Source organism: Cryobacterium tagatosivorans, assembly GCF_004402215.1.
In the GTDB taxonomy this organism is placed as follows: domain Bacteria; phylum Actinomycetota; class Actinomycetes; order Actinomycetales; family Microbacteriaceae; genus Cryobacterium; species Cryobacterium tagatosivorans.
This window is the reverse complement of record NZ_SOEZ01000070.1, coordinates 1-23,385: the sequence shown is the minus strand read 5'-3', so window position 1 is coordinate 23,385 and position 23,385 is coordinate 1. Positions and strand designations below refer to the sequence as shown.

Genomic DNA, 23,385 nt, shown 5'->3' with positions numbered 1-23,385 from the left:
CCTGAGGGTCATCGCGAACTCAGCCCTGGCCCTCTAGCTAGGGAGCATGAAATGCCTGACAAATCACCGCACCGGCACGACACGAAGAAGCCGGGCAAATCCATCAAGGAAAAGCGCGCCGCGAAGCGTTCCAAGGGCATGACGGAGACCGCAGCGGATCCGGTTTCACACCTGAAGAAGCACTAGCGAGTGTTGCGCGCCAAGCAGGGAGTCCGTCGGCGCCGGCGGGTTCCCTTCTCGCGGCATCCGTTCGTGCGTCCGGCCTTTAGGGAATCCTGACGGTGGGCGCGGAGTACCGGCCGACCCCCGTGTACCCGGTCTTGATGCCGGTCACCCGAACTCGGATCGTGTCGAAGCGGTCGGCGTAGGTGAGCCGGTACGTCTTCGCCGTCGCCCACTTGATCGGCACGCCGGATCGGTACCAGCGGTAGGTCAGGGCTACCGCGCCCGGGCCCCAGATGCCGTTCGCCGTCAGGGTGTATCCGGACCTCCTGGTGCCGCTGATCGTGGGCGTCGGGGCGACCAGGGAGCCGAGGACGACGACGGTACGGGCCGACGACGCGCTTGTCGCGGTGGTGTACCCGGCCCTGGACCCGGTCACCCTCACGGATATTGCCTTGCCGACGTCGGCCGGCCCCACCTTGTACGTCCTTGCCGTTGCCCCGGCGATTGCGACGCCCGAGCGGTACCACTGGGCGCGCAGGGTCACCGTCGGTGGGCCCCAGACCCCGGCGGTAGCCGTGAGTACGTAGCCGACCTTCATCGTTCCGCTGATCGTCGGCGTCGCTGTGGCGAGGATGCCGACGCTGGTGATTGCGGCCAATGTGGTCGAGGTCGCCCCGAGCAGGCCGTCGGAGAGTGCCGTCGCGGTGACCGTGTACGTTGTCGTTCCGGTGAGGCCGGTGAACGTGTGCTCCGTGCCGGCGACGTTGACGAAGGCGGCCGCCCGGCCTCCTCCCTCGATCGTCAGGCGCACGTCGGTCGGCTCGTCCCAGGCGAACGTGAGCGACGTGGCGGTGCGCGCCGAACTGCGGAAGTTGGCGACCGCGCCGGGGGTCGGGGGAACCGGCGCCGGCGTGCGGACCAGAAGATTCGGGCTCGGGGTGACGACCGTCGAGGCTGAGGTCGAACTGTCGTAGTGGATGGTGGAGTCGAGCCGCCGGGCGGGTGTGTCGGCAAGCGCGCCCGTCTGCGCGGAGGCGAGGAGGGCATCCGTCGTCTGCTGCGGGGTGTCGGAGGCATGGTCGGCGAGGTGGAGGGCGGCGAGACCGGTAACCATGGGCGCCCCGAAGCTCGTGCCGTCGCGTGGGGCGTCTGGTGCGCCGTTCAGACTAGCGGTCATGATGTTCACGCCGGGCGCGAAGGCGTCGACGCAGGAGCCGGCGTTGGAGAACCACGCGCGTCCCTCCACCCCGGCTTCGTCCAGCCAGGCGTCGGCGGCACCGGCGGTGAAGGCCGTGGGCGTGCGGGCCGGGCTGAACTGGCAGGCTTCAGGAACCGCGTCTCCGAAGCCCTCATTGCCGGCGGCGATGGAGACGAAGAATCCCTGGGCGACGATGGTGGCGACGGCATCCTCCATCAGCGCGTAGCCCGCGCTGCCGTCTTTGTCCAGGGCGCCGAGGCTGATGTTGATCGCGGCGGGTGTGTCCGCGGGGTTCGAGGCGGCGATCCAGTTGAGGCCGTCGATGACCGCGGACGTGCTGGCGTGGCCCAGGCAATCAGCCACCTTGACGGGGACAATCGTCGCGAGCTTGGCTGCGCCGTTCACCGTGCCGGCGGCCGCAGATGCGACGGCGGTGCCGTGGCCGTTGCAGTCGCTGGTCGGGCCTTCGAGTTGCCCGATCGCGTCGTACCCGTCGATGATGCGGCCGGCGAAGTCCGGGTGGCCCGCCCAGACGCCGGAGTCGACGATGTAGATGCGCACACCAGAGCCGGCGGAGTGCGGGTACCAGTACTGTCCCAGCTGCGTGCCGACACCGACCGACGGAGTGGACTGGTCGAGCCGGTCAAGGTTCCAGGGGGCGCTGTCCTGCGCGTCGGCGAGGGACAGTATCTCGTCCGCGGCGACGGTGACGCCGGGGGTGGCATCCAGCCGCGTGGCCTGGGCTGCCGTGAGGTCGACGATCGCCTTGCCCAGCTCGGGGAGAACCTCGACGTCGGCGTCGGGCAGAGGGGCGACCGCAGAGTTCAAGGCGGCGAGGGTCGCGGCGTCAACGATGTAGGTTTCGGTTTCGGTTGCTGTGGTTGCGGGTGCCGTGATTGCCATCGCTGCGAGTCCCGTAACTGCGTGAGCGGGGCCGACGCATCCCAGCGCCAACACCGTCGCGGAGATGACCGCAAACGCGGCTCGTCCGAAGCCGTAGCTGCCGTTGCGTGCCATGTGATTCCCTCGTCTGGAACGGTGCGAAATCGAGCACCACCGGAAAGCTACCATCCGAGATTCCGCGTGCGTTCGGAGATATGGCGGGGTTACGCCCCCAATTGCAGGGGGTCCTGACATGGCTGGCTCTTGTCCTCCACAGGGCGGGGCAGCAGGTTCTTGTCTCCGGAGGGTGAACGTAGCTACGAATGTCGGTGGTTACTGAGAGAATCTCAGTATGGCAAGCATCGAAGCTGTATTCAGTTCCCTCACCGGCTCCCTCGCCGGCGAGCGGCTGGACGCGGCCGCGTTCGCCGCCCTGACCGACGACGACCTGGAGGCCACCCACAAGAGCATCGCCGCGCACGTGGGCGAAACCACGAAATACGCGGCCCTGTCCGCGGCCGAGATCGCCCGCCGCTCCGACTGGGCCCTCGGCCAGGCCGGCCTGGCCCGGCGCAAGGGCCACCAGAGTCCCGAAGCGATGGTGCAGTCCCTCTCCGGCGGCTCCCGCGTCGACTCCCGCCGGCTCGTGGACGTCGGCACGATGATGGCCGAAGCCGAAGCCGCCGAACAGCTCGCCAAACACGCCGCCGACCAGGCCGCGGAGCACCCCGAGTGGGACCTCCCGGCCGTCGCCCTCGAGACGCCCTGGCACGCGCCGCTCGGCGACGCAGTCACCGCCGGCCGGATCGGCCTCGACACCGCCGGCTACCTCCGCAAGGGCCTGGGCGAACCAGCCGCCGGCGTCACCCCGGACATGCTCCGCGACGCCCTGACCGCGCTGATCGAACGCTGCGCGGATGTCCGCACCAGCGATCGCGGGATTGCCGCGAGCCAGGGCCTGAACGCGGAGCAAGCGTTCACCGCGGCCCGGCACGCCCGGGACCAGATCGACGAGACCGGCATCGCCGCCCGCGCCGACGCCATGCGCGCCGCGCAATACCTCCGCACCTGGCGCAAACCCAACGGGATGGTCCACGGCGACTTCGAGCTCAACCCCGAAAACGGCACCTTCCTCCTCGAAGTCCTCGGCCAGCTCACCGGACCCCGCCGCGGCGGCCCCCGCTTCGTCGACAAGGAACGTAAGGCCCGCGCCCAGAAAATCATCGACGACCCCCGCAGCACCGACCAGATCCACGCGGAAACCCTCATCGAACTCATCCACATCGCCATCACCGCCGACCCCGGCACCGTGTTCTCCGGCTCCCGACCCACCGCCAGGGTCGTCGTCCAACGCAGCAGCACCGGCCACAGCCCCACCGAGGGGCATGGTGCCATCGAGGGTCATCCCGACCCGATCCCGCTGACCGACATCGACCGGCACCTCTGCGCCGGATTCACCGCGATCGCCTTCGACCAGGGCCAGGCCGTCGACCTCGGCCGGGAAAACCGCCTCTTCACCCCAGCCCAGAAAGCCGCCCTCGCCGTCCGCGACGGCGGCTGCCTCTGGCCCGGCTGCACCAAACCGCCATCCTGGACCGAAGGCCACCACATCAACGAATGGCTCGCCCAGACCGGCCTCACCAACATCGCCGACGGGGTCCTCCTCTGCAAACCCGACCACCTCCGCCTCCACAACGAGGGCTGGAAAATCACCCGAGACGGAGCCGCGACCTACTGGCTCATCCCCCCACCCGGAATCGACCCCGACCAAACCCCGATCCGCCTCAACAGCAAAAGCGCCCTCCACCTCGGCTCACCCGTCACCCTCCCGCCCGCGGATGTCGATTCGGCCGACATCGATTCGGCGAACACCAATTCGGCGGATACCGATTCGGACGGTGCCGCTGCAGGAGTCCACTCGTGAGCCCGATCCTGGGCAGCGACGCCAGCAGGTGTTAGCCCTCGACCACGTCGCCGGCCGGTGTGACCATGAGAATCCGGTGTTCGGTGGCCTCGACGACGATCGTTGCGATCACCGGCCGGTCGGCGGGAAGCACGCGCGCCGTGAGGCGGCCGGAGTTGAGCACGCTCAATTCGCCGGCGACTGCGGCGGCCACCGCGGCCAGCTCGCCGGGAGGCTGGTCGCCGCTGTCGTCGAGCAGGGTCACCTCGACACCGCGGATCCGCGCCGCACGGGCCGCACGGATCACCGGGCCCAGGAACAGGGCGCGTCCGCGCATGGCGTCGCGCAGCGTCGCCTCGACGAGCAGGCATTCGGCACGCAGTTCGTCGTCGAGTTCGGCCGAGCGGGCGAGCAGGTCGAGCGTGGGCCGGGCGAGCCCGTTCACCCGGGCGAGGTGGGCCTCGCGCTCCTCGATGGCGGCCACGGCGGTGGCGTCGACCACCGCGCGCTGGGTGCGTTCGCGATGCAGCACCGTGAGGGCTTCGTGGGATCTCTTGAGCCCCACCGCGAAGAGCGTTGCGGCCAGGAGCGTGGCGGCGTGCCGGAGCACCAGCCCCACCCCGTCACCGGCCGTGAGCCCGGACGAGATCGCCCACGCGGCCACGATCGCAACGAGCACCAAGTAGCCGAGCCACGCGGCGGCGAGGCGGCCGCGCACGGCGAAGACCACGAGCACGAAGGTGATCGCGCCGAGGTGCCAGTGCGCGAACGGTTCCCGCGCCAACGGCGAGACGTGCAGGGAGGTCACGATCGCGGCCACCGCGCACAGCGCAAAGATCCCGACGGTGCGGGGCATCGGCAGCCGGTTCGGCCGGGACAGGCCGAGCCAGACGGCGGCGGCTGACACCGACGCCAGGCTGATCGCGGTCAGGAGCACATTCAATCCGGAGTCGTTGCCGGCGAAGGCCAGCAGCGCGTGTACGGCGACGAAGAGCACCACGATGAACAGGGCCAGGCGCCGGGGCAGGCGGGCCATGCCCTCCAGCGGAATGCCGACTGTCGCCGCCTGGCTCACGGGGTCCATGAGACGACCACCTCGGTTCCGGCACCCGGCCACGACCGCACGGCCGCCGACCCGCCGGCGACGCGCTGCATCCGCCCGATGATGCTCTCGGAGATGCCGAGCCGCTCGGGCGGGACCGCGCTGAGGTCGAAGCCCACTCCGTCGTCGAGCACTTCCACCCGGATGCCGCCGGCCCTGGCCTGCACGATCACCGTGCGCACCACGGAACTGACGATCCCCGCCCCGTCGGCCGCGGCCTCCGAGTTGCGCAGGGCTTCACCGACCGCGCCGAGGAGCGCGTTGGCGGCGACGGCGGGCACCTCGAGGTCTCCGTCGAGGTTCGAGCGGACCGTGGCGTCCGGGGCCAGCTCCGCCGTCAACCGTTCCAGTCGATGCTCGAGCTCGGCTCCCGACACCGGCCGGCCCGGGACCGGCGCCCGCAGCGCGTCGAGCCGGATCAGGGTGTCGGCGGCGTGCCTCGACAGTACCCGGGTCGGCACCCGGCCGTGCCCGGCCATCAGCAGCGTCGAAATGACACCGTCGTGCACGAGCGCGTCGATGGTGAGCCGCTCCCGGGTGCGGGCCACCCGCGCGGCCGCCGCGGCCACATCCGCGTTCGCGACGACCTCGGCCGCGTCGACGCTCGCGGCTCTCTGCCGCGTCACCGTGAACAGACCGACGAAGACCGTGAGGGCGAGCAGGGCGTAGAGGCCGTCCTGCACTCCGACGAGTGCGGGATTCGGGTCTGCCGAGGTGGCGGAGCGGAGCAGACCGCTGGCCAGGCAGACGCCGGCCATGTGAACCCAGGCCACCCGGTCGGCCGCGATCACGGCGATCGCCATGGTCGGGCCCGCCGTGTACGAGATCACCCAGGGGATGTCCGCGCCGGCGGGAAGGGGCTCGGCCCGGAAGACCAGCCAGAACCCGATGATCAGGAAGAAGAAGACGCTCTGGCCGATCGCGAAGCCGCGCAGCACCCGCAGGGGCGCCCAGAACGAGGAAATCCCGACGAGGATCGGAACCGCGAAGAAGACCAGCCAGGCCGCCGTCGCCAGCTCTGGGGCCGGGCTCCAGATGTGGTGGAAGAACGAGTCCGCCGAGAGCGCGCCGAAGCAGAGCGCCGTGACGCCCAGGCCGGCGAAGAGCGTGCGGGCCAACCGTTCCGACGCGGGCCTGATGCGGGCCCGGGTCCCCGGCGACGCGAGGACCGCGGTCGCGCGTGACGCGGCATCCGGCCCGACCGGCGCCGCGGGCTGGAGTCGATCCGTCTGCACGGTCACGATGGCACGGTCACGATGGAGCGATCACGACGGCGCGGTCACGACTTGCCGGGGATCGGCAGGATGCCGTCTTCCAGGGCGCGAATGTAGAGGTCGATCTTGGTGTTGGCGGGCCGGCCCACCCGCTCGTACTTCGAGCGCACGCGACGGATGTAATCGATCACGGTCAGCTCGGACAGGCCGGTGTGCGAAGCAACGAGCGGCGCCTTCGCGCCGGCGGCGTAGAGCGAGAGCACCTCCCGCTCGCGCGGGCTCAGCCCGGCGTCGGACAGGTCGGGGTCACCGTCGAGGGCGGCAGCCCACTCGGTCGACGCGATCGTCTCCCCCGCGGCGGCGCGGGTGACGGCGTCGAGCAGCACGCCGACCGACTCCGACTTGCGCACCACACCGAGCACGCCGCTGCGGGCGGCGAACCGCATCAGCTGGGCGTCGTCGCCGCCGGTGAAGGCGAGCACCTGCGCTCCGGCGGCCCGGAGTCGCTCGACGTTGCCGGTGACCGTGGAGCCGTCGGAGAGGCGCAGGTCGAGGATGACCAGGGCGATGCACTCGGCGGCGGCGGGCGACGCCAGGAGGTCGGTCACGGTCGTGACGGTCGCCACGACCTCGATCTCGGGGATGGTCGCGAACAGGTTCGCGAAACCGTGGGCGACGATCTCATGATCGTCGATGAGGGCCACCCGGTATTGCGACATTCGACCTTCCCCCCTGTTTGCACACTACTCCTACGTCCTGCCCCCAAAAGTAACGGCTTTTGCGCACTTGGCCGGTTCCCTAGGCTAAAAGCGGGGAAACCCTGGGGGGACGGGGGCGCTCGCATCACTCCACCGCTTTCCGGCGGAGGCTCGGCGGTGAGCGCCCCTTCCTCAGTTAGCCGGCGGCTTCAGCCGGCCCGCGGGTCGCCGGGTCCGCCCGGCGCGAGGTTTCGCGGCGACGGTTGTTCAGCACACCGCCGCTTTCCTCGAGGTAGCAGGAGCCGCAGAGCGACTCGTAGGTGACCTCGGCCCCGTCGATGGCGACCTGGTCGCCGCTGAACACGAACTCCCCGTCGATACTGCGGCCGTTGAACACGGCCTTGCGCCCGCACCGGCAGATCGTCTTGAGCTCTTCGAGGCTGTGCGCGACCTCGAGCAGCCGCCGGCTTCCGGGGAACGCGACCGTCTGGAAGTCGGTCCGGATGCCGTACGCCAGCACGGGCACGTTTTCGAGGATCGCGATCCGGAGCAGGTCGTCGACCTGCGTTTCGGTGAGGAACTGCGCCTCGTCCACGAGCAGCGAGCTCACGTCGAGGCCCGACTCGGCCATCGTCTGCGCGCGGTGTTCCTGGAACAGGGCGAGCGCATCCGCGTTGGGGGTGAGCAGGAAGTCCACCCGGCGGGCCACGCCGAGGCGCGACAGGATGCCCATGTCGCCCTTCGTGTCGATCGACGGCTTGGCGAGCAGCACGCGGTGGCCGCGCTCCTCATAGTTGTACGCGGCCTGCAGCATCGAGGTGCTCTTGCCGCTGTTCATGGCGCCGTAGCGGAAGTAAAGTTTGGCCATTACTGCGGGGGTCCGTTCTCGGCGAGGTCCGGGTCGGTGTGAACCCGCTCATCATCGAAGATAACGGTCACGAGCGGATGCCGCACGCTGACCCGCACGCGCACGAACAGCACCCGGAGCACGCCGAGGTAGGGCCGGAGCAGTCTCCGCAGCCGCCGCGCGTGCAGGTCGACGCCGGCCTGCACGGTCACGGTGTCGACGTGCGGGGCGCGCGGGCGCGGGTCGACCAGCTCCTTGTACCGGGCCGGGATCGCCCGGTAGGGCAGGCGGCCGAGGCCGCGCCGCTCGGATCCGGTGACCTGCACGACCAGGCTGCCGGGGTCGAAGCCGCGCAGGCCGCAGATCGCGCCGATCAGGGCGGCGGTCGCCGCGCGCTGGTCGGGGCCGAACGCCGTCGCACGGCGGTCGGCGTCGGAGACGACGAGCAGCGGGGCCAGCCCGCGCTCGGTGAGCGTGGCGCGTTCGCGCGCGACGACGCTGTCCAGCCAGGTGCTGTCGACCTGCTCGACGAGGGCCCGGCGCACGTCGGCGGCGAGCTCCCCGGCGCGTTCGATGTCGCGGGGGCTGATCGCCCCGCGTTCGAGCACGTCGGTCAGGAAGGGGATGACTCCGGCGCGGAGGGTCGCGATCTGCTCGTCGACGACTGCCTGGGCCACCTGCCCGCGCGTCTCCTCGGAGCGCTCCGCGCCCGCCCGGCGGGCATCCGCCTGCCAGGCCAGGATCGAGCGCACGATGCGCCGCGAGTACGCGGCGCCGGCGGCCGCCGGGGAGAGCACCACGGTCATCGCCACGACGGCGTAGACCCCGGAGGGGACGACGATGCTCAGGTATGCGGCCTGGGACAGCGCGAGCGCGCCGCCGACGAGGCTGGCAATGATGCCGGAGAGCGCGATCTGGCGCCACGGCCGGTAGGGAGCGAGGGCGAGCAGCAGCAGGCCGATTCCGAGTTGGCCGAAGTCGTCCTGGATGAGGGAGTTGTGCCCCCATTTGCTCGCCTGTTCGAACAGCGCCGCGGCGAGGGCCAGCCCGACCACGAGCAGGTGCATGCCGGGTTCGAAGGGCGCCCGCGCCGGGAGGGCGCCGGCCACGAGCGCGGCGCCGGCGGCGGCCATCGCGACGACGGCGAGCGCGGCCAGGAGCGGGCTCTGGATCTGGTCGGCCTGGAGGATGGTGGCGAGCACGGCGTAGCCGACCGTGATCGCGGCCATGATCGGGGCGAGCGGCCACGCGGCGAGGGCTCCGAGCGGATCGAGGCGCTGCTGGGTGGCCCGGGACGGACCGTGGTCCTGGCGCTCGGTGCGGGTGGTGACCAGCTTCACGGCGCCACCCGCTCGTCCCGCTCGGCGGCCGCGGCGGACGGGGGCGCCGCGGGCAGGGTCAGCAGCACGGAGGTGCCGGCGCCGGGCCGGGAGAGCACGGCGACCGAGCCGCCGAGCCGCTCGATCCGCCGGCGCACCGACTGGCGCAGGCCGAGCCGGTCGGGGCCGCTCTCCGACTCGGTGAAGCCGCGGCCGGCATCCTGCACCATCACCGACACGCTGTCGTCGTCGGCGTCGATGATCACCTCGGCCGCGACGATGCCGGCGTGCTGGATCACGTTGACCAGGCACTGCCGCACGGCCAGGCCGAGCTCCCGGTCGGCATCCGGGCCGAGCCGGCCGAGCGCGGAGCGATCCCCGGAGACCTCGACCATCAGCCCGCGGTCGCGGCACCCGTCGATCGCGGTGTAGACCGCGCTGGCCAGCCAGGCGTCTTCGCCGGTGGGACGCTCGGCGGCGTGGGCGTCGACATCCGCCAGCCAGTTGGCATCGTTGAGGGTGCGCAGGGTGTCGCGGATGCTCGCGCGCATGGGCGAGTGGAGCGTGCCCGGCTGGGCACGGGCGAGGGCGACGAGCTGATCCAGGGTGGTGTCGTGCATGCGCGCGATGGCCCGGTGGGCGAAGTCGTTGCGGAGCAGGCGGGCGTAGTCGTCGCGCACGGCCCGGTGGATCGCCGGCTGGGCGGTGCGGCCGGTGCGCCGGGCAAAACCGTCGAGCAGCATGACGCCGACGAGCACGAGGTAGGTGGAGACGGTGAACAGGTCGGGCCGGTACGGCACCTGGGTGTGCAGCACGGCCAGCAGCACGGTCGCCTCGGCGAGCAGGAAGCCGAGGGTGCTCCAGAGCACGCCGACGAACGCGCTCGACCCGGCCCCGCCGACCATGATCATGGCCATCTTGGGCAGCGAGACGAGGAACACGTTCGAGGCCGGGAAGACGCCCGGCATGCCCAGCAGGGTGACCGTGTAGAGGTAGACGCAGCCGGTGCCGAGCAGCAGGTAGGCGATGGTGATCGGCACGGTGCGGTGCCGGGCGAGCAGCACGAGCAGGGCGCCCATGGCCAGCACGGACAGGAGCGTGAGCCCGAGCCGGGTGGTCTCGTTCACGAGACTGAGGATGACGACCGAGGCGAGGGCGCCGGTGAGGCAGACGAGGCCGAACCAGTGCGAGGCCCGGGCGAGGGCACGGCTGAGCGTTGCCTGGACCAGGTGGCCGGGTAAGCCTAGCGACATTGATTCTCCCTCAGCTTGAAGTATCCCAGATTCTGAGGGTGGGGTCGGCGCTGTTAGCGCAGCAGGCGGCAAGTCAGGTTAGGAATCTGGAGGACCTTGAGTTAGGAATTTGACGGGGGGCCAAAATGGCCGGCAGACCTGCCGGCCGCGTTGGCGCGGTCTCAAGCGCCTTGGGCCCAACGTCGAGATCGACGTGCACGAGCCGGGTGCGCCGTGGCCGATAGACCACTCGGGCGTGGAAGACGAATCGCAGCAGGAAGCCGACCGTGAGGAGGGCTGCCTGCGCCGGGACGCTGGCGATGGACGTCGAGACGACCACCAGCCAGAGGAGGAATGTGCGGAGGGCCGTTTCCGTGCCGTTGAAGGCAAGCGACTGCGCCAGGCGCGCCCGGAAGCGTCGCCCCTCCCGTCGGAGGTCGTGGAAGACGAACCGCTCCTGCAGCAGGAAGTTCGTGAAGATTGTCACCACCGCGGCTATGGTCGCCGCCAGCAGGAACCACATACCGACCGCCTGAAGGGTGGCCATGATGGCGAGGTTCCCCACCGCGCCGAACGCTCCGATGAGCGCGAATCCGGACAGACGCCCGAACCGCAGCGAGGCGAGCTGGGTGAGAAACCGAACTCCCTGCCGGAAGTCGGCCTTCGATTCACCCGCCTTGCGTTCAGCAAAGACGAAAGGCTCTTCCGCGACCGTGAGAGTGTTGCGAGCCAGGATCTCGAGCAGGATCTTGAACCCGCGGGGCCGGAGCTTGTCGAGGTCGATCGATGACCGTCTGACGGCGAAGAATCCGGTCATCGGGTCGGTACAGTGACGAAGGCGCGACGGGAACATGGCCCGGGTGAGAATGGTCGCCGAAGCCGAAACCAGCTGACGCACGCGCCCGCTCAGCCCCTCCGACGATCCGCCGGTGACGTGACGCGACGCGACCACGACGTCCACGTCGCGCTCGGCGCCCGACCTCAGGAGCACCGGAATCACCTCCGGCGGATGCTGCAAATCGCCGTCCATCACGATGCACCAGTCGCCGCGGCTCGCGGCCAGGCCCGCGATCACGGCGCCGGACAGCCCGCCGGTCGGCTGCTCCCGCCGGATCAGCCGGACGGGCACCTCCGACCACGCGGCCGCTCGCTCGATGGCCTCCGGAGTGTCATCGTTCGAGTCATCGACGAACACGATTTCGGCCGGCCGACCGTGCACCGCCGCCTGGATGCGTTCGACGAGTTCCCGCACATTGGGGGCCTCATTGAATGTCGGGACTATGACCGAAACGTCCACGGTCGTCTCCTTCCGGTTCTCCAGCGTCATGGGCGCCTGGCCAACGAGTAGATGATCGTGCGATGGACGATCTGGGTTGAGACCAGGTCGAAGCCGTCGCCGGCGAGGGTGCGAAGGTCGGTCCCGTCGACATTGTCCGGACTCCCCGTGAGCTCGATCAGCCACACTCGACTCACGGGCGCCAGCTCAGCCCCGACATCCGCGAGCGGATATGTCGTATCCCAGAGCTCGCCTCGGGCCCGGTATGGCCTCTTCAGGGTGACGTCCCGCAGGCCCGCGAACGCCCCGGGGTAGAGGTGCATCGCCAGCCGGGGACGCTGCCGCGGGGCGGTCGTTTCGTCGAACAGCACCGCGTCGCCGGCCCGCGCCTCCTGGCCGAGGAGCGCGGAAACCTCCGCCAGGTCACTCCCCCGGTCCTTGGCGAATGGTCCGCGCTGGCCCACGTCGGTGGGAACGGCAAGGACGAGGAGCAGCAGGACCGCGGCAATCCGGACGGTCCTGCCGGTGAAGGTGCGGATGCCGGCGGCCAGCACGATGGCGACCCCGGGGACGCAGAAGGAGACGTACCGGAAGCTGTAGGCGGGAGTCACCGCGTTGAGGCCGAGCAAAACGAGCGTCGGCAGAATCACCCAGAGGATTGCGAGCAGGACCGGCGGGGAAACCTCCGGCCGTCGACGCCACGCCAGGACAGCACCGGCGATCGCGGCCGCGATCACGAGCCAGCCCGCGGTTGCCAGGAACGGGTTCCCGAACCACTGGGTGACCAGCACCGACCTCGCCGTTGCGTAACTGCGATGCGCCAGGAACGCGATTTGCCCGCGTTGTCCGTATCCCGCGGCCACGATCGGAAGCGCCAGTGCCACCGCCAGGGCGGCCGCCGCCAACCACGATGTGCGGTTTCGGCGGTACGCCCGCGAGCTGAAGAGGAAGGCCCCGTGCACGAGCAGGAGCAGTCCCAGATAGAGGAAGACGTAGATTCCGATGGCGATACCGGCCGCGTAACCGAGCCACGCGAGCCGGTGGCGAGTGCTCGTGCTGAAGCGGTGCAGCAGGAGAACGAGGAACAAGATCGTGATCCAGAGCGCGATCGCGGTCGAGAGGGCGTAGGAGCGAGCATCCGCCCCCATGAAACTCGTCCGCGGGAGCACCGCGCAGAGGACGGCGGCCACGATGCCCGCGTTCCTGCCCAGCAGCATCCGACCGAGCACGAACGTCCCGGCAACGATGACCCCGACGGCAATCGCGCTGGGCAGGCGCACCGAGAACTCAGACGCGCCGAACGCCTGGATCCAGAAGTGCAGGAGGAGGTAATAGACGCCGTGCACGGCATCGACGTTCTTCAGCATCCCGATCAGCGACGGCAGTGTGCGCTCGGCCGACATCACGCTCGCGGCTTCGTCGCCCCAGAAGGACGGGACCCACGAGCCCGCAAACGCGGCAACGAAACCGAGCAGCCCCAGGCCGATGGGCAGGCGCCAGCCGGTGGTTCTCCGGTCCCCGGCCGGACGGGTCTCGGCGGAGCTCCGGGCGAGGGTGGCGGTCATAGGGCAATGCTCCGCGGCGCCGATTGTGCCGAGCTGTTAAACCGGGCCTCCGGAGATGTAACTCTGTACAGGAATGCAGTGAAGTCCCTGAAGCCCCGGGAGTCCGTGAAGTAACTTGGTGGAAATGAAATCAATCCTGATTGTCGAAGATGATCCCCAGATGGGCCTCGCGCTCGAGCGCGGCATCCAGGCGGAGGGGTACGAGACCGTGCTCGTCACCAACGGGGTTGACGCCCTGATCAATGTGGCGAATGAGCAGTTCGCCGTGGCCATCATCGACGTGATGCTGCCGCACATGTCCGGGTTCGAAATCTGCCGGCGCGTGCGGGAAACCGGCAGCGCCATGCCCATGCTTCTGCTCACCGCGCGTGATGCGGTCGACGACCGGGTGACCGGGTTGGATGCCGGCGCCGACGATTACCTCACAAAGCCGTTCAGCTTCGCCGAGCTCGCGGCGAGACTGCGGGCGCTCATCCGACGTGACCCGGCCGAGCAGTGGATCAAGGTCACCGCCGGGGACCTGACCCTGGATTCGCAGTCGCGCAAAGGACAGGTCGGCGGACGCTCGCTCTCGCTCAGCCCCAATGAGTTCATGCTGCTCCGGGGATTGCTCACCCAGCTGGGAGAGCCGGTGACACGGCAGGAGATCCTCGAATCGGTCTGGGGGACGGCCACCCACATCGACGCGAACATCGTCGAACAGTACGTCAGCACGCTTCGCAAGAAACTGTCGGCACGAGACAGCAACGTATCCATCGTCACCGTGCGCGGCGTGGGCTACCTCGCCCAGGTCGACGAGTGAACTGGTTTCGCCGGCTCTCCATCCGGTGGCGAATCACCATCGGGAGCGTCCTGGTCGCTGCCGTCTTGCTGACGGCGGCGGCCGTCCTGTTCCGGTCGCAGATAGAACAGGTCCAAATCAACTCGGACAAGAAGCTCCTCTACGACGCGAGCACGCCCTACCTGACGGCCATCAAGACGCATCCGACGCAAATCGACCCTCCGGCCGGAGAACAGCACGTCGCGGTGGTGGACCCAGGCGGAGCCGTGGTGGTCAGCAATCTTCCGGACGCGTTGTCCCACCGGCTCGGGAGCCTCACGCGACTGGACGATGGATCACATTTCATCACGGAATCACAGGGTAGTTACCTGGTGATCGTTCGGACGGTCACGACAGCCGACGGTGACTGGCATGTCGTGGCAACGCGGGATCAACGCCTGACGGCGATCGTCGTCACGAAGGTGACGAATGTCTTGATCGTCGGTGCCGTGATGCTCCTGGCCGGGTTTGGGCTGGCGTCCTGGCTCCTGACCACGGCGGCGCTTCGGCCCGTCGCACGAATGCGCCGCCGCGCCGAGGCGCTGCGAGAGAGCGGGTCGTCGGAGTTGTTGCCTGTGGGCCCGGCGCGCGACGAACTGTCGGCCCTCGCCACGACCTTGAACGACTTCATTGCCAGCGTCCTGGACACCGCAGCCCGAGAGAAGCAAATGGTGTCCGACGCGAGTCATGAGCTTCGAACGCCGATTGCCCTGCTCAAGGTCCAGCTCGAACTTGCCCATCTGAGCGCGGGCGACGCGACTGCCCTCGCCGCAGACCTGGCATCAGCCGAAGCATCCGTCGACCGATTGTCCCGCCTGGCAACAAACCTCCTCGCACTGTCCACGCTCGACGCGACGCACGACATCCAGCGCGCCCCCTGGCAGGCGCTGGTCGCGGAATTCGTCGCGGCATCAGACCGAGCACGCGTGCTGGCGCTCGACAAGTCCGTTCACGTGGAATTTGACGTCGACGACACGGCAGACGACCTCGACTACCCGATCTCAGCCACGCATTTGGCCCAGGTCATCGACAACCTGATCAGCAACGCCCTGCGCGCGGTTCCGCCATCAGGAGAAGTGCGAGCGCGACTGCTCCAGGAACCGACCGGACTGCGACTCACCGTCGAGGACTCCGGGCCCGGGATGCCCGAAGGTTTCATCGGCATCGCGTTCGACCGATTCACGCGGCCGGACGAGCAGAGAGGCGGAAGCGACGGCGGAAGCGGTCTGGGCCTGTCAATCGTCTCGGCCATCGTTTCGCATGCGCTCGGCACAGTACGGCTGGCGAACCGACCCGAGGGCGGCTTTGCGGTGACCGTGACGATCCCACATTCTCCGCCGAACCCCTGAATCGGCCGCAGCATGGACAATGCGACCCACCGGATCGGGACCGGGGCGGTCACACGTCCAGAAAGTAGGCAAGAATTCCTGCCGGTACCGCCCACGCGGTCTCCGCGTCGGCCATGTCGAGTACGTTTCTTGTGACGAGGATTCCGTCCCATACCGACGCGTTCACCGTGGCGGCTTCGCTTCTCCACGAGCCCCGATCGGTGTACTTGCCTTCGATCGCCACGCCCCCGAGGTCGGTGGAAACGAAGTCGATCTCCTTTCGGGCAGGAGTGCGGGTGTAGAACAAGAAGTCGTCATTGCCCGCTGTCGGCCGGTCGACGAGCACCCTGCGCCGCATGGCCATTCCGATCTGCATCTCAGTTAGCACGGTCGGGTCGAGGTCGGGCCGCGCAGAATTCCTCAGGTGCGGCAGGCGCGCGACAAGGGGATCGACGGCATAGAGTTTGCTCTGGGATTTCGGCTTCGGAAGCCATCTGGTGTCCTGGCGTTGCGGGCACGCCCACAGCAGGAACGCATCGCGCAGATATTCGATGTGTCGGGTGACGACCTGATTGCTGATGCCAACGTCTTCGCCGATGGATGTCACGTTGGCTGGAGTTGCAGTGCTTTTCCACAGCCTTTCAAGAAGCGCCATCTCGGTAACTGCTGGAAGCTGGCTGTTTTTGAACACGTCCGCGGAGACAACGTCGAATAGGTCGTCCACAAAGGACTCTGGGACCGGTTGGCCGTCGAGAAGAGCCGAGACCGAGCGAGGAAAACCTCCGTAGAGCAGGTACTGTTCCCAGGCCCTTGTGAGCCCGTCCAGCCACGGAATCGAGTCTTCGTACCGCCCTTTCGCTTCGTGGGTGCGCAGCGCCGCCACGGCAAGGTGCCCTCCGGGCGGCACATCGCCGCGCAGGATCGTCGACGCAAAGGTTCTGAAACCCATGGGTAGCAGAATCCGGTCGAGGTGCGCCCCACGTCCGCGTCGTCCTGCGAGGACACCGCCGGCTACTGTCAGTGCTCGTGCGTTCGAGCCGGTGAGGACCACGGTGTCCCTCCGGAATTGCTCATCGTTGTCACGCAGCCACTTCAACTGCTGTGCCCAGTCGCCCGACACTGCGGAAACCTCGTCGAGGAACCAGAACCGCGTTTCGCCCTCGCGCAGAACCGGGAGCGTGGAGTTCGCTACCAGGGTCCTCAGCGCTTTCGCGTCCCATCCGTCCACCGCGACACGGATTATTCTGGTCGGCCGAACGTCGTCGTCAAGCAGTCGCCGAATGGTCTGCTTCACGGCCACAGTTTTCCCTACTCTGCGCGGCCCGCGCAGGATGTAGAGATTCCCGGGTTCCAAATCGTCGAGGCAGCCCGACTCGTAGCTCAACGGCGCCTGCGCAACTTCACTGAGGTCCGGATCCCGCGCAACCCATTGGGTTCCACCACGCCACCACGGATTCCCATTGCTGAGCTCCTGAGCGAGTAGACCGATCGATGTTGCCATGCACCGAGTCTATGGGGCTTTGACCCCTAGGTATACATTTTCTATTGTGCAACAACATTCAAGGTATACGTCTTCTGTTGTGCAACAACCTAAGAGGGATACATTTTCAAACCGCCCCAGGCCCGGTCACGCACGCCGGGCACCCGTGCGCGCTGGCGCGCTACGCGGTGAGGTGCAGGGCGGCGGCGGTCTCGGCGAGCGAGGCCGCGGCGGCGACCGGGTCGTCGGAGAGCTTCGTGCCGTAGCTGGGGATCATCCGGCGCAGCTGAGGTTCCCAGGCGGCGATCCGGTCGGGGAAGCAGCGCCCCAGCAGGTCGACCATGATCGGCGCGGCCGTGGATGCTCCGGGCGAGGCGCCGAGGAGGCCCGCGATGCTGCCGTCGGCCGAGGTGATGACCTCGGTGCCGAACTGGAGCACGCCACCCTTCTCGACATCCTTCTTCATCACCTGCACGCGCTGGCCGGCCGTGATCAGCTCCCAGTCCTCCATCTTCGCGGTGGGCATGAACTCCTGCAGCGCGGCGAGCTTCTTCTTGCGCGTCGCGAGCACCTCGCCGACGAGGTAGCTCACCAGGCTGAAGTTGTGCCAGCCAACGGCGAGCATCGGCACCAGGTTGTGCGTGCGGATCGAGAACGGGAGGTCGAGCCAGGTGCTCGACTTGAGGAACTTCGGGGTGAACCCGGCGTAGGGGCCGAACATCAGCGAGGACTCCCCCTCGACGACGCGGGTGTCCAGGTGCGGCACCGACATGGGCGGGGCGCCGACGGCGGCCTTGCCGTAGACCTTCGCCTTGTGCTGGGCGACGACCTTCGGGTTGGTGGTGCGCAGGAACTGCCCGCTGATCGGGAAACCGCCGAAGCCCCTGGCCTCGGGGATGCCGCTGTTCTGGAGCAGGGCGAGGGCCCCGCCGCCGGCGCCGACGAAGACGAAGCGGGCGTTGACGGTGCTCTTGTCGCGGCCGACCAGGCGCAGCAGGTTGAGCCGCCACGTGCCATCCGGCAGCTTCTTCAGCTTGGTCACCTGGCGGTTCACGTGGATGCCGACGCCCTGTTTGGCCAGGTCGTCGAACAGATAGCGGGTGAGGGCGCCGAAGTCCACGTCGGTGCCCGACTCGATGCGGGTCGCGGCGATCTTCTGGCCGGTCGGGCGCTTCTTCGTGAGGAGCGGGGTCCACCGGCCGATGGTCTCGCGGTCTTCGCTGTACTCCATTCCGGCGAACAACGGCTGGCCCTGCAGCGCGGCGAACCGCTTGCGCAGGTAGGCCACACTGGCCTTGCCGTGCACGAAGGTCATGTGCGGGGTGGAGTTGATGAACTTCTCGGGCTCGGGCAGGGCGCCCGTCTGCACGAGGTGCGCCCACAGCTGCCGGCTGATCTGGAACTGCTCGTTGATGGCCACGGCCTTGTCGGCGGTGACGGTTCCGTCGGGCGCCTCGGGCATATAGTTCAGCTCGCACAGGGCCGCGTGGCCGGTGCCGGCGTTGTTCCAGGGATTGGAACTTTCCTCGGCGACGGCGCCGAGGCGCTCGTAAACCTGGATGTTCCAGTCGGGCTGCAACTGCTTGAGGAGGGTGCCAAGGGTGGCACTCATGATGCCGCCACCAATGAGCACGACGTCGATGGGGGCCTGTGCATTCACCCTCCCACTCTATCGGCGGCGACCGGATGCCCCGTGCACGGTGACACCGGACGACCGCCGGCCGCGGCCCGCGGCAGCGTCGCGGAGCGCCTCGCGGGTGGCTACACCGGCGCCGGAACGGGCAGGACGTCGTTGTCGCCGGCCTGCTCGAGCGCCTGCGCGGTGCTCGCCGCCGCGGCGACCTCGCTGACCGCGCTGCCCGCACGCGGGGCTCGCGGGACGACCGCATTCGCGCCGAACTCCTCGAGCCGGGCCACGGTGTTCTCGAAGCTCTGCGGGGTGCCGTAGTGGAAGCCCTGGGCGCTGCGGATGCCGAGCGCGCCGAGGTGGTCGGCCATCGCCTGGCTCTCCACGCCCTCGACGATCATCGAATACTCGAGCTTGTCGCCGAAGCCCTGCAGCGCGGTGAGCACCTCGCGCTGGCGCACGTCGTCGAGGTCGTCGACCAGGCTGCGGTCGATCTTCAGGATGTCCATCGGCATCCGCACGAGGGCGTCCACCGAGGAGTCCTGGGAGCCGTAGTCGTCGAGGGCGATCAGCAGGCCGATGTCGCGGAGGTGGTCGGCCTGGGCGCGAATGGCCGGGGTGACCCGGGCCATCGAGCGCTCGTTGAGCTCCAGGCAGAGGGAGATGCCGGGGTAGCGTTCGGCCAGTTCCTCGACGAAATCGCCGACCCGCTTGGGCACGATCTGGCCGGCCTCGACGTTGATGGTCATGCAGCCGATCCTGGGTTCGATCAGGCGGAACTCGTTGGCCGCGATCATGGCCTTGACGGCGACCTGCCGGGTCAGCTTGTCGAGGCGACCGAGACCCTTGGCCTTCTCGACCAGCGACGACGGCGAGAGCGGGCCGAGTTCGGGGTGGGTGTAGCGCACGAGGGCCTCGAAGGCCCAGATCTGGCCGGTGACGAGGCTGACGATCGGCTGGTAGGCGAGCTGGAGCAGGTCCTCGTCGATCGCCCGGGCGACGATGTCGTTCATCTCGGAGGAACGGTGGCCGGAGATGTTGATGCTGCTCTCCTTGGACGGCCCGCCGCGGCGCCGCGACTTCTTGATCGCGAGCATGCTCCGGTCGGCGTCCTTGAGCAACTCGTTGACATCCGTCTCGCGGTGCGCCGAGTAGGCCAGGCCGATGCTGACCACCGGGATGACCGCGGACCCGTCGACGGTCATCGGCTCGCCGGAGGCAGTCATGATCCGCTCGGCGATGATGTTCGCCTCGCCCAGCGACTTGAGGTGCGTCAGGATGATCACGAACTCGTCGCCGCCGACGCGGGCGACGACGTCGTGCGGTCGCACAACCATGCTCAGCCGGTGGCCGATTTCCCGGAGGATGCTGTCGCCCACCTGGTGGCCGTACCGGTCGTTCATCCGTTTGAAGTCGTCGAGGTCGATGAAGAGCACCGCGATCGCCTCGGAGTAGTCGCGGTTGTCGTTGATGTTGGCCAGCGCGACCTGGAACGCACCGTAGTTGGGCAGGCCGGTGAGCGGGTCGGTATTCGCGCGCACGGTCAGCCCGCCGATGCTGACGCGGGTCTCGTCGACCGCCTCGGCGGTGAAGGCAAGCGTCTCGAGGCTGACCCGGTCGTCCTCGGTGAACGCCCCGTCCATCGGGTCGCGCACGGCGACGACGAAGTGGCTCTGGCCGGCCACCAGGTTCACGGCAACGCCGAGCTCGCCCGGCTCCGGCGGCCTGGTGCGCACGCTGACGGATTCGACGCCGACCGTTTCCTCGACCGCGCGGCAGAGGATGTCGGGGATGTCCACGGCATCCGGCGCGGTCTCTCCGGCGCCCGGCAGCCGAGCGGCCGCCAGGGCGGCCGTGGCCGCACGGTTGCCCGCGATGAGCATCGTGCCCCCGGCGACGAGTCCCCGGAGCCGGCGCCGCATCGCCGACCGGCTGTTGGCCGCCTTGACCCCGACGGCCGCGACGGCCAGGCCGAGCAGCACGACGATGGTGGCCTCGGAGGCCGAGTTGATGATCGGCACGTGGTTGTCGCTCCAGTACGCCAGCCCGGAGGCAAGCGCCCCGCAGCCGACGATGGCGACCATGAAACGCACGGGAGCCAGGGCACGTCGGCCGCCGAGGTCCACCGGGGGCCGGGTGAGGCGCTGGCGGAGGGATTCGACGGCGACGACGAAGACGACGTAGCCCCCGGCCCCGATCGCGATGGCCAGGAGCTTGGGGAGCCCCACAGCGAGCATCCCGGCGGAGAACAGGACGGTGGCAATGCAGCCGGCGGCCACGAGCCCGGCGCTGTAGAGGGCGACCGTGACCCGACGAGACTCCACGAGAAGGGCGAGCGCAACGCCGAGCACGACGAGGCCCATGCCGCCGGCGGACGCGGGGATGGCCGGGGCCAGTGCCGGCAGCGCGAGGATTGGAAGGCTGACCACCGGCGTACGATGCGGCACAGTGCCCACCCTGACCCAGGTCAGCTCGAGGGCCGCGGCGCAGAACACCCCGAGCAGGCCGATAACCCAGAACTCGGTCGGGCCCAGGAGGAGAAGCGTGATGGAGCGGATGACCAGGACGAGGGCCAGGACCGCGAACACGGCGAAGGCAATGCGTTGCACGCCCGTTGGTCTTTGTTTCTCACCCACGATCAGACACTAGCCGAGACATCCGCCCCAGCCGGGCGCCCACGCACTTTCCGCCCCGTGTTGGGGTCGCCGGGTTACCGGCCGCGGTGCGGCGGCCGTCAGCCGGCGTAGATCCTTGAGGTTCCCGCCTCGAACTCGTCGAGGTCGCCGGTTTCGCCCGCGCGGAACGCCCGGCGCCCGACGACGAGCATGTAGGCGAGGAAGGCGAGCAGCCCGACCGCGCCGATACCGATCTTCACCGGCCACGGCCACGGGGCCGGCGTCACGAAGCCTTCGATCACGCCGGAGACGAAGAGCACGAAGACCAGGCCGATCGCCACCGTGAACAGCGCGCGGCCGTCCTGGGCGAGGGCCAGGCCGCGGGTGCGCACCCCGGGCGCGATCCAGGCCCAGAAGATCCGCAGGCCGCCGGCCGCCGCCACGAAGATCGCGGTCAGCTCGAGCATCCCGTGCGGGGCGATGTAGAGGAAGAAGACGTCCCCCTGGTCATACGCGAACATGACGGCGGCGTTGACTCCCAGGTTCTGGGCGTTCTGCAGGATGATGGAGGGCACATAGACGCCGAGGATGCCAAAAGCGATGCACTGCGCGGCGATCCAGGCGTTGTTCGTCCAGACCATTCCGGTGAAGGATGCGGCGGGGTTCTCCGAGTAGTAATTGACGAAGTCCTCGTTCGCCAGCTTCTGCAGCTGGGCATCCGAGCCGAAGTTCGCGAGGACCTGCGGGTTGGAGTACGCCCAGGCCGCGTAGAGCCCGGCGACGAGGAAGGTCACGAACGCCACCCCGAGGGTGATCCAGCGCAGGCGGTACAACGCGGCCGGCAGCTGGAGCACGAAGAACCGGGGCAGTTGCGAGAGCACGCTGGCACCCGCGCCGGTAAACCGCAGCCGGGCGCGCGAGAGCGCCACCGACAACCGGTCGCCCTGGACCGTCGACCCGGCGGCCGTCTTGATCGCCGACAGCTGGGTCGCGCCGGCCTGGTAGCGCTCGATGAGTTCGTCCGCCTGCTCACCGGTGAGCACGCGGCGCCTCGCCAACTCGGCAAGGCGATCCCATTCTTCGCGGTGCGCGGCTGAGTAGGCATCGAGGTCCATCTGCTTCAATAGTATTCATGGCGGAGCCGCGGATGTCGGTAGCCCACGGTGATGATGCCCGGGGCGACCATGAGCTCGTGACGGGGGAGGCCGTCGCCCTCGACGTGCGCCCGGCGAGCGTCATCCTTCGGGGGGCCGGCACGATCATCGACTGGATCGCCTATCTCGGGATCTTCCTGATCTTCGCCCTCGGCGTCGGCTGGCTGGTGGGCACCATTGACAGCGCGCTCGCACGGGCGCTCCTGATCGCCGGGCTCGTGTTCTCCATCCTGATCGTGCCGATGGTCGTGGAAACCGCGACCGGCGGGCGGTCGCTCGGCAAGCTCGCCGTCGGCGCCCGGATCGTGCGGGACGACGGCGGGGCCATCCGGCTGAGGCACGCCTTCATCCGCGCGCTCGTCGGCGTGATCGAGATCTACCTGACCTTCGGCGGCCTGGCGGCCATGACTGCGCTGCTGAACGGCCGGTCCAAGCGACTCGGCGACATCCTGGCCGGCACGTACAGCCAGCATGAGCGTGTGCCTCGGCTGCCCCCGGCATCCGCCGGCATGCCGGTGGGGCTCGAGGCCTGGGCCGCGACCGTCGACGTGGCCCCGCTCCCCGACCGGCTGGCCCGCCGGGTCGCGCAGTTCCTGCTCCAGGCATCGAAGATGACGCCGGCCACCCGGGCCAGGCTGGCGGCAACGCTGGCCGCCGAGGCCGCCGTGTTCGTTTCGCCGGTGCCGGATGCGCCGGCGGAGGTGTTCCTGGCCGGGGTCGCCGCGGTGCGCCGGGACCGTGAGTACGCGGGCCTGATGCTGCAGCGGGCGCGGCTCGAGCGGCTGAAGCCGGTGCTGACCGGGCGCCCGCACCGGTTCCCGGAGCGCTAACGGGTCTCGACGGGCTCGACCGCCGGGGGTGCGTTAACGAGAAAACGGCCACCCCGGGAGGGTGGCCGTTAACGCAGGAAAGCCACCCCGAAGGGTGGCTTTCCTGGTATTTCTAAGTTAAGTCCGGCGG

18 protein-coding genes are annotated in these 23,385 nt (G+C 69.0%); 5 read left to right on the top strand and 13 right to left on the bottom strand.

Features of this window, described 5'->3' with window-relative positions:
- The first annotated feature begins 51 nt into the window (after positions 1-51).
- On the top strand, positions 52-186 hold the full coding sequence (locus E3O23_RS18705) for a hypothetical protein (RefSeq protein WP_255453308.1): 135 nt from the start codon (positions 52-54) through the stop codon (positions 184-186).
- Between the two features lie 79 nt (positions 187-265).
- Here the strand turns inward: E3O23_RS18705 and E3O23_RS14315 are convergent, their stop codons facing one another.
- The gene (locus E3O23_RS14315) at positions 266-2,380 is read right to left on the bottom strand and encodes a S8 family peptidase (RefSeq protein ID WP_166790515.1); all 2,115 of its coding nucleotides are present in this window, start codon (positions 2,378-2,380) and stop codon (positions 266-268) included.
- A gap of 217 nt (positions 2,381-2,597) precedes the next feature.
- Here E3O23_RS14315 and E3O23_RS14310 point away from each other — a divergent pair, with 217 nt between their 5' ends.
- A complete protein-coding gene (locus E3O23_RS14310) occupies positions 2,598-4,169 on the top strand; it encodes an HNH endonuclease signature motif containing protein (protein ID WP_134492113.1) in 1,572 nt (523 codons plus the stop codon).
- A 31-nt stretch (positions 4,170-4,200) separates the two neighbouring features.
- Here the strand turns inward: E3O23_RS14310 and E3O23_RS14305 are convergent, their stop codons facing one another.
- The 8 genes from E3O23_RS14305 to E3O23_RS14270 all read right to left on the bottom strand — a co-directional run bounded on the left by E3O23_RS14305 (position 4,201) and on the right by E3O23_RS14270 (position 13,401).
- Entirely contained in the window at positions 4,201-5,232 is a 1,032-nt protein-coding gene (locus E3O23_RS14305; RefSeq protein ID WP_134492111.1) for a hypothetical protein, read from the bottom strand.
- Complete coding sequence (locus tag E3O23_RS14300; RefSeq protein ID WP_134492109.1) at positions 5,220-6,491, bottom strand: sensor histidine kinase; 1,272 nt, start codon at positions 6,489-6,491, stop codon at positions 5,220-5,222. Before E3O23_RS14300 ends, E3O23_RS14305 begins: the two co-directional genes overlap by 13 nt.
- Before the next feature lie 38 nt (positions 6,492-6,529).
- Positions 6,530-7,183 (bottom strand): response regulator transcription factor, encoded by a 654-nt coding sequence (locus tag E3O23_RS14295; protein ID WP_134492107.1) that lies wholly within the window; start codon positions 7,181-7,183, stop codon positions 6,530-6,532.
- Positions 7,184-7,358: 175 nt separating this feature from the next.
- Positions 7,359-8,030 (bottom strand): thymidine kinase, encoded by a 672-nt coding sequence (locus E3O23_RS14290; RefSeq protein WP_134492106.1) that lies wholly within the window; start codon positions 8,028-8,030, stop codon positions 7,359-7,361.
- Positions 8,030-9,349: a hypothetical protein gene (locus E3O23_RS14285; RefSeq protein ID WP_134492104.1), complete on the bottom strand. Its 1,320-nt coding sequence runs from the start codon at positions 9,347-9,349 to the stop codon at positions 8,030-8,032. Before E3O23_RS14285 ends, E3O23_RS14290 begins: the two co-directional genes overlap by 1 nt.
- Positions 9,346-10,581: a sensor histidine kinase gene (locus E3O23_RS14280; RefSeq protein WP_134492102.1), complete on the bottom strand. Its 1,236-nt coding sequence runs from the start codon at positions 10,579-10,581 to the stop codon at positions 9,346-9,348. The genes E3O23_RS14285 and E3O23_RS14280 overlap by 4 nt, the downstream gene beginning before the upstream one ends.
- 73 nt (positions 10,582-10,654) lie before the next feature.
- Entirely contained in the window at positions 10,655-11,857 is a 1,203-nt protein-coding gene (locus tag E3O23_RS14275) for a glycosyltransferase (protein ID WP_241983489.1), read from the bottom strand.
- Positions 11,858-11,883: 26 nt separating this feature from the next.
- Complete coding sequence (locus tag E3O23_RS14270; RefSeq protein WP_134492098.1) at positions 11,884-13,401, bottom strand: glycosyltransferase family 39 protein; 1,518 nt, start codon at positions 13,399-13,401, stop codon at positions 11,884-11,886.
- Positions 13,402-13,525: 124 nt separating this feature from the next.
- Between E3O23_RS14270 and E3O23_RS14265 the strand changes: the two genes are divergently transcribed.
- Positions 13,526-14,203 (top strand): response regulator transcription factor, encoded by a 678-nt coding sequence (locus E3O23_RS14265; protein ID WP_134492096.1) that lies wholly within the window; start codon positions 13,526-13,528, stop codon positions 14,201-14,203.
- On the top strand, positions 14,200-15,570 hold the full coding sequence (locus tag E3O23_RS14260; protein WP_134492094.1) for a sensor histidine kinase: 1,371 nt from the start codon (positions 14,200-14,202) through the stop codon (positions 15,568-15,570). The genes E3O23_RS14265 and E3O23_RS14260 overlap by 4 nt, the downstream gene beginning before the upstream one ends.
- Before the next feature lie 49 nt (positions 15,571-15,619).
- Here E3O23_RS14260 and E3O23_RS14255 read toward each other — a convergent pair whose 3' ends face one another.
- From E3O23_RS14255 to E3O23_RS14240, 4 genes are all read right to left on the bottom strand, one after another.
- On the bottom strand, positions 15,620-17,050 hold the full coding sequence (locus E3O23_RS14255) for an ATP-binding protein (protein WP_134492092.1): 1,431 nt from the start codon (positions 17,048-17,050) through the stop codon (positions 15,620-15,622).
- A 160-nt stretch (positions 17,051-17,210) separates the two neighbouring features.
- The gene (locus E3O23_RS14250; protein WP_255453307.1) at positions 17,211-18,689 is read right to left on the bottom strand and encodes a malate:quinone oxidoreductase; all 1,479 of its coding nucleotides are present in this window, start codon (positions 18,687-18,689) and stop codon (positions 17,211-17,213) included.
- Positions 18,690-18,790: 101 nt separating this feature from the next.
- Entirely contained in the window at positions 18,791-21,265 is a 2,475-nt protein-coding gene (locus E3O23_RS14245) for a putative bifunctional diguanylate cyclase/phosphodiesterase (RefSeq protein WP_134492090.1), read from the bottom strand.
- A gap of 125 nt (positions 21,266-21,390) precedes the next feature.
- Positions 21,391-22,386: a stage II sporulation protein M gene (locus E3O23_RS14240; protein ID WP_134492088.1), complete on the bottom strand. Its 996-nt coding sequence runs from the start codon at positions 22,384-22,386 to the stop codon at positions 21,391-21,393.
- Between the two features lie 32 nt (positions 22,387-22,418).
- Between E3O23_RS14240 and E3O23_RS14235 the strand changes: the two genes are divergently transcribed.
- A complete protein-coding gene (locus E3O23_RS14235; protein WP_198415191.1) occupies positions 22,419-23,255 on the top strand; it encodes an RDD family protein in 837 nt (278 codons plus the stop codon).
- The last annotated feature ends 130 nt before the right edge of the window (positions 23,256-23,385 follow it).

What these genes read in the sequence shown, in the direction of transcription:
- E3O23_RS18705 (WP_255453308.1), top strand. Translation starts at nt 52, where the DNA reads ATGCCTGACAAATCACCGCACCGGCACGACACGAAGAAGCCGGGCAAA.
- E3O23_RS14315 (WP_166790515.1), bottom strand. Translation starts at nt 2,380, where the DNA reads ATGGCACGCAACGGCAGCTACGGCTTCGGACGAGCCGCGTTTGCGGTC.
- E3O23_RS14270 (WP_134492098.1), bottom strand. Translation starts at nt 13,401, where the DNA reads ATGACCGCCACCCTCGCCCGGAGCTCCGCCGAGACCCGTCCGGCCGGG.
- E3O23_RS14265 (WP_134492096.1), top strand. Translation starts at nt 13,526, where the DNA reads ATGAAATCAATCCTGATTGTCGAAGATGATCCCCAGATGGGCCTCGCG.
- E3O23_RS14310 (WP_134492113.1), top strand. Translation starts at nt 2,598, where the DNA reads ATGGCAAGCATCGAAGCTGTATTCAGTTCCCTCACCGGCTCCCTCGCC.
- E3O23_RS14305 (WP_134492111.1), bottom strand. Translation starts at nt 5,232, where the DNA reads ATGGACCCCGTGAGCCAGGCGGCGACAGTCGGCATTCCGCTGGAGGGC.
- E3O23_RS14240 (WP_134492088.1), bottom strand. Translation starts at nt 22,386, where the DNA reads ATGGACCTCGATGCCTACTCAGCCGCGCACCGCGAAGAATGGGATCGC.
- E3O23_RS14255 (WP_134492092.1), bottom strand. Translation starts at nt 17,050, where the DNA reads ATGGCAACATCGATCGGTCTACTCGCTCAGGAGCTCAGCAATGGGAAT.
- E3O23_RS14280 (WP_134492102.1), bottom strand. Translation starts at nt 10,581, where the DNA reads ATGTCGCTAGGCTTACCCGGCCACCTGGTCCAGGCAACGCTCAGCCGT.
- E3O23_RS14290 (WP_134492106.1), bottom strand. Translation starts at nt 8,030, where the DNA reads ATGGCCAAACTTTACTTCCGCTACGGCGCCATGAACAGCGGCAAGAGC.
- E3O23_RS14295 (WP_134492107.1), bottom strand. Translation starts at nt 7,183, where the DNA reads ATGTCGCAATACCGGGTGGCCCTCATCGACGATCATGAGATCGTCGCC.
- E3O23_RS14235 (WP_198415191.1), top strand. Translation starts at nt 22,419, where the DNA reads ATGTCGGTAGCCCACGGTGATGATGCCCGGGGCGACCATGAGCTCGTG.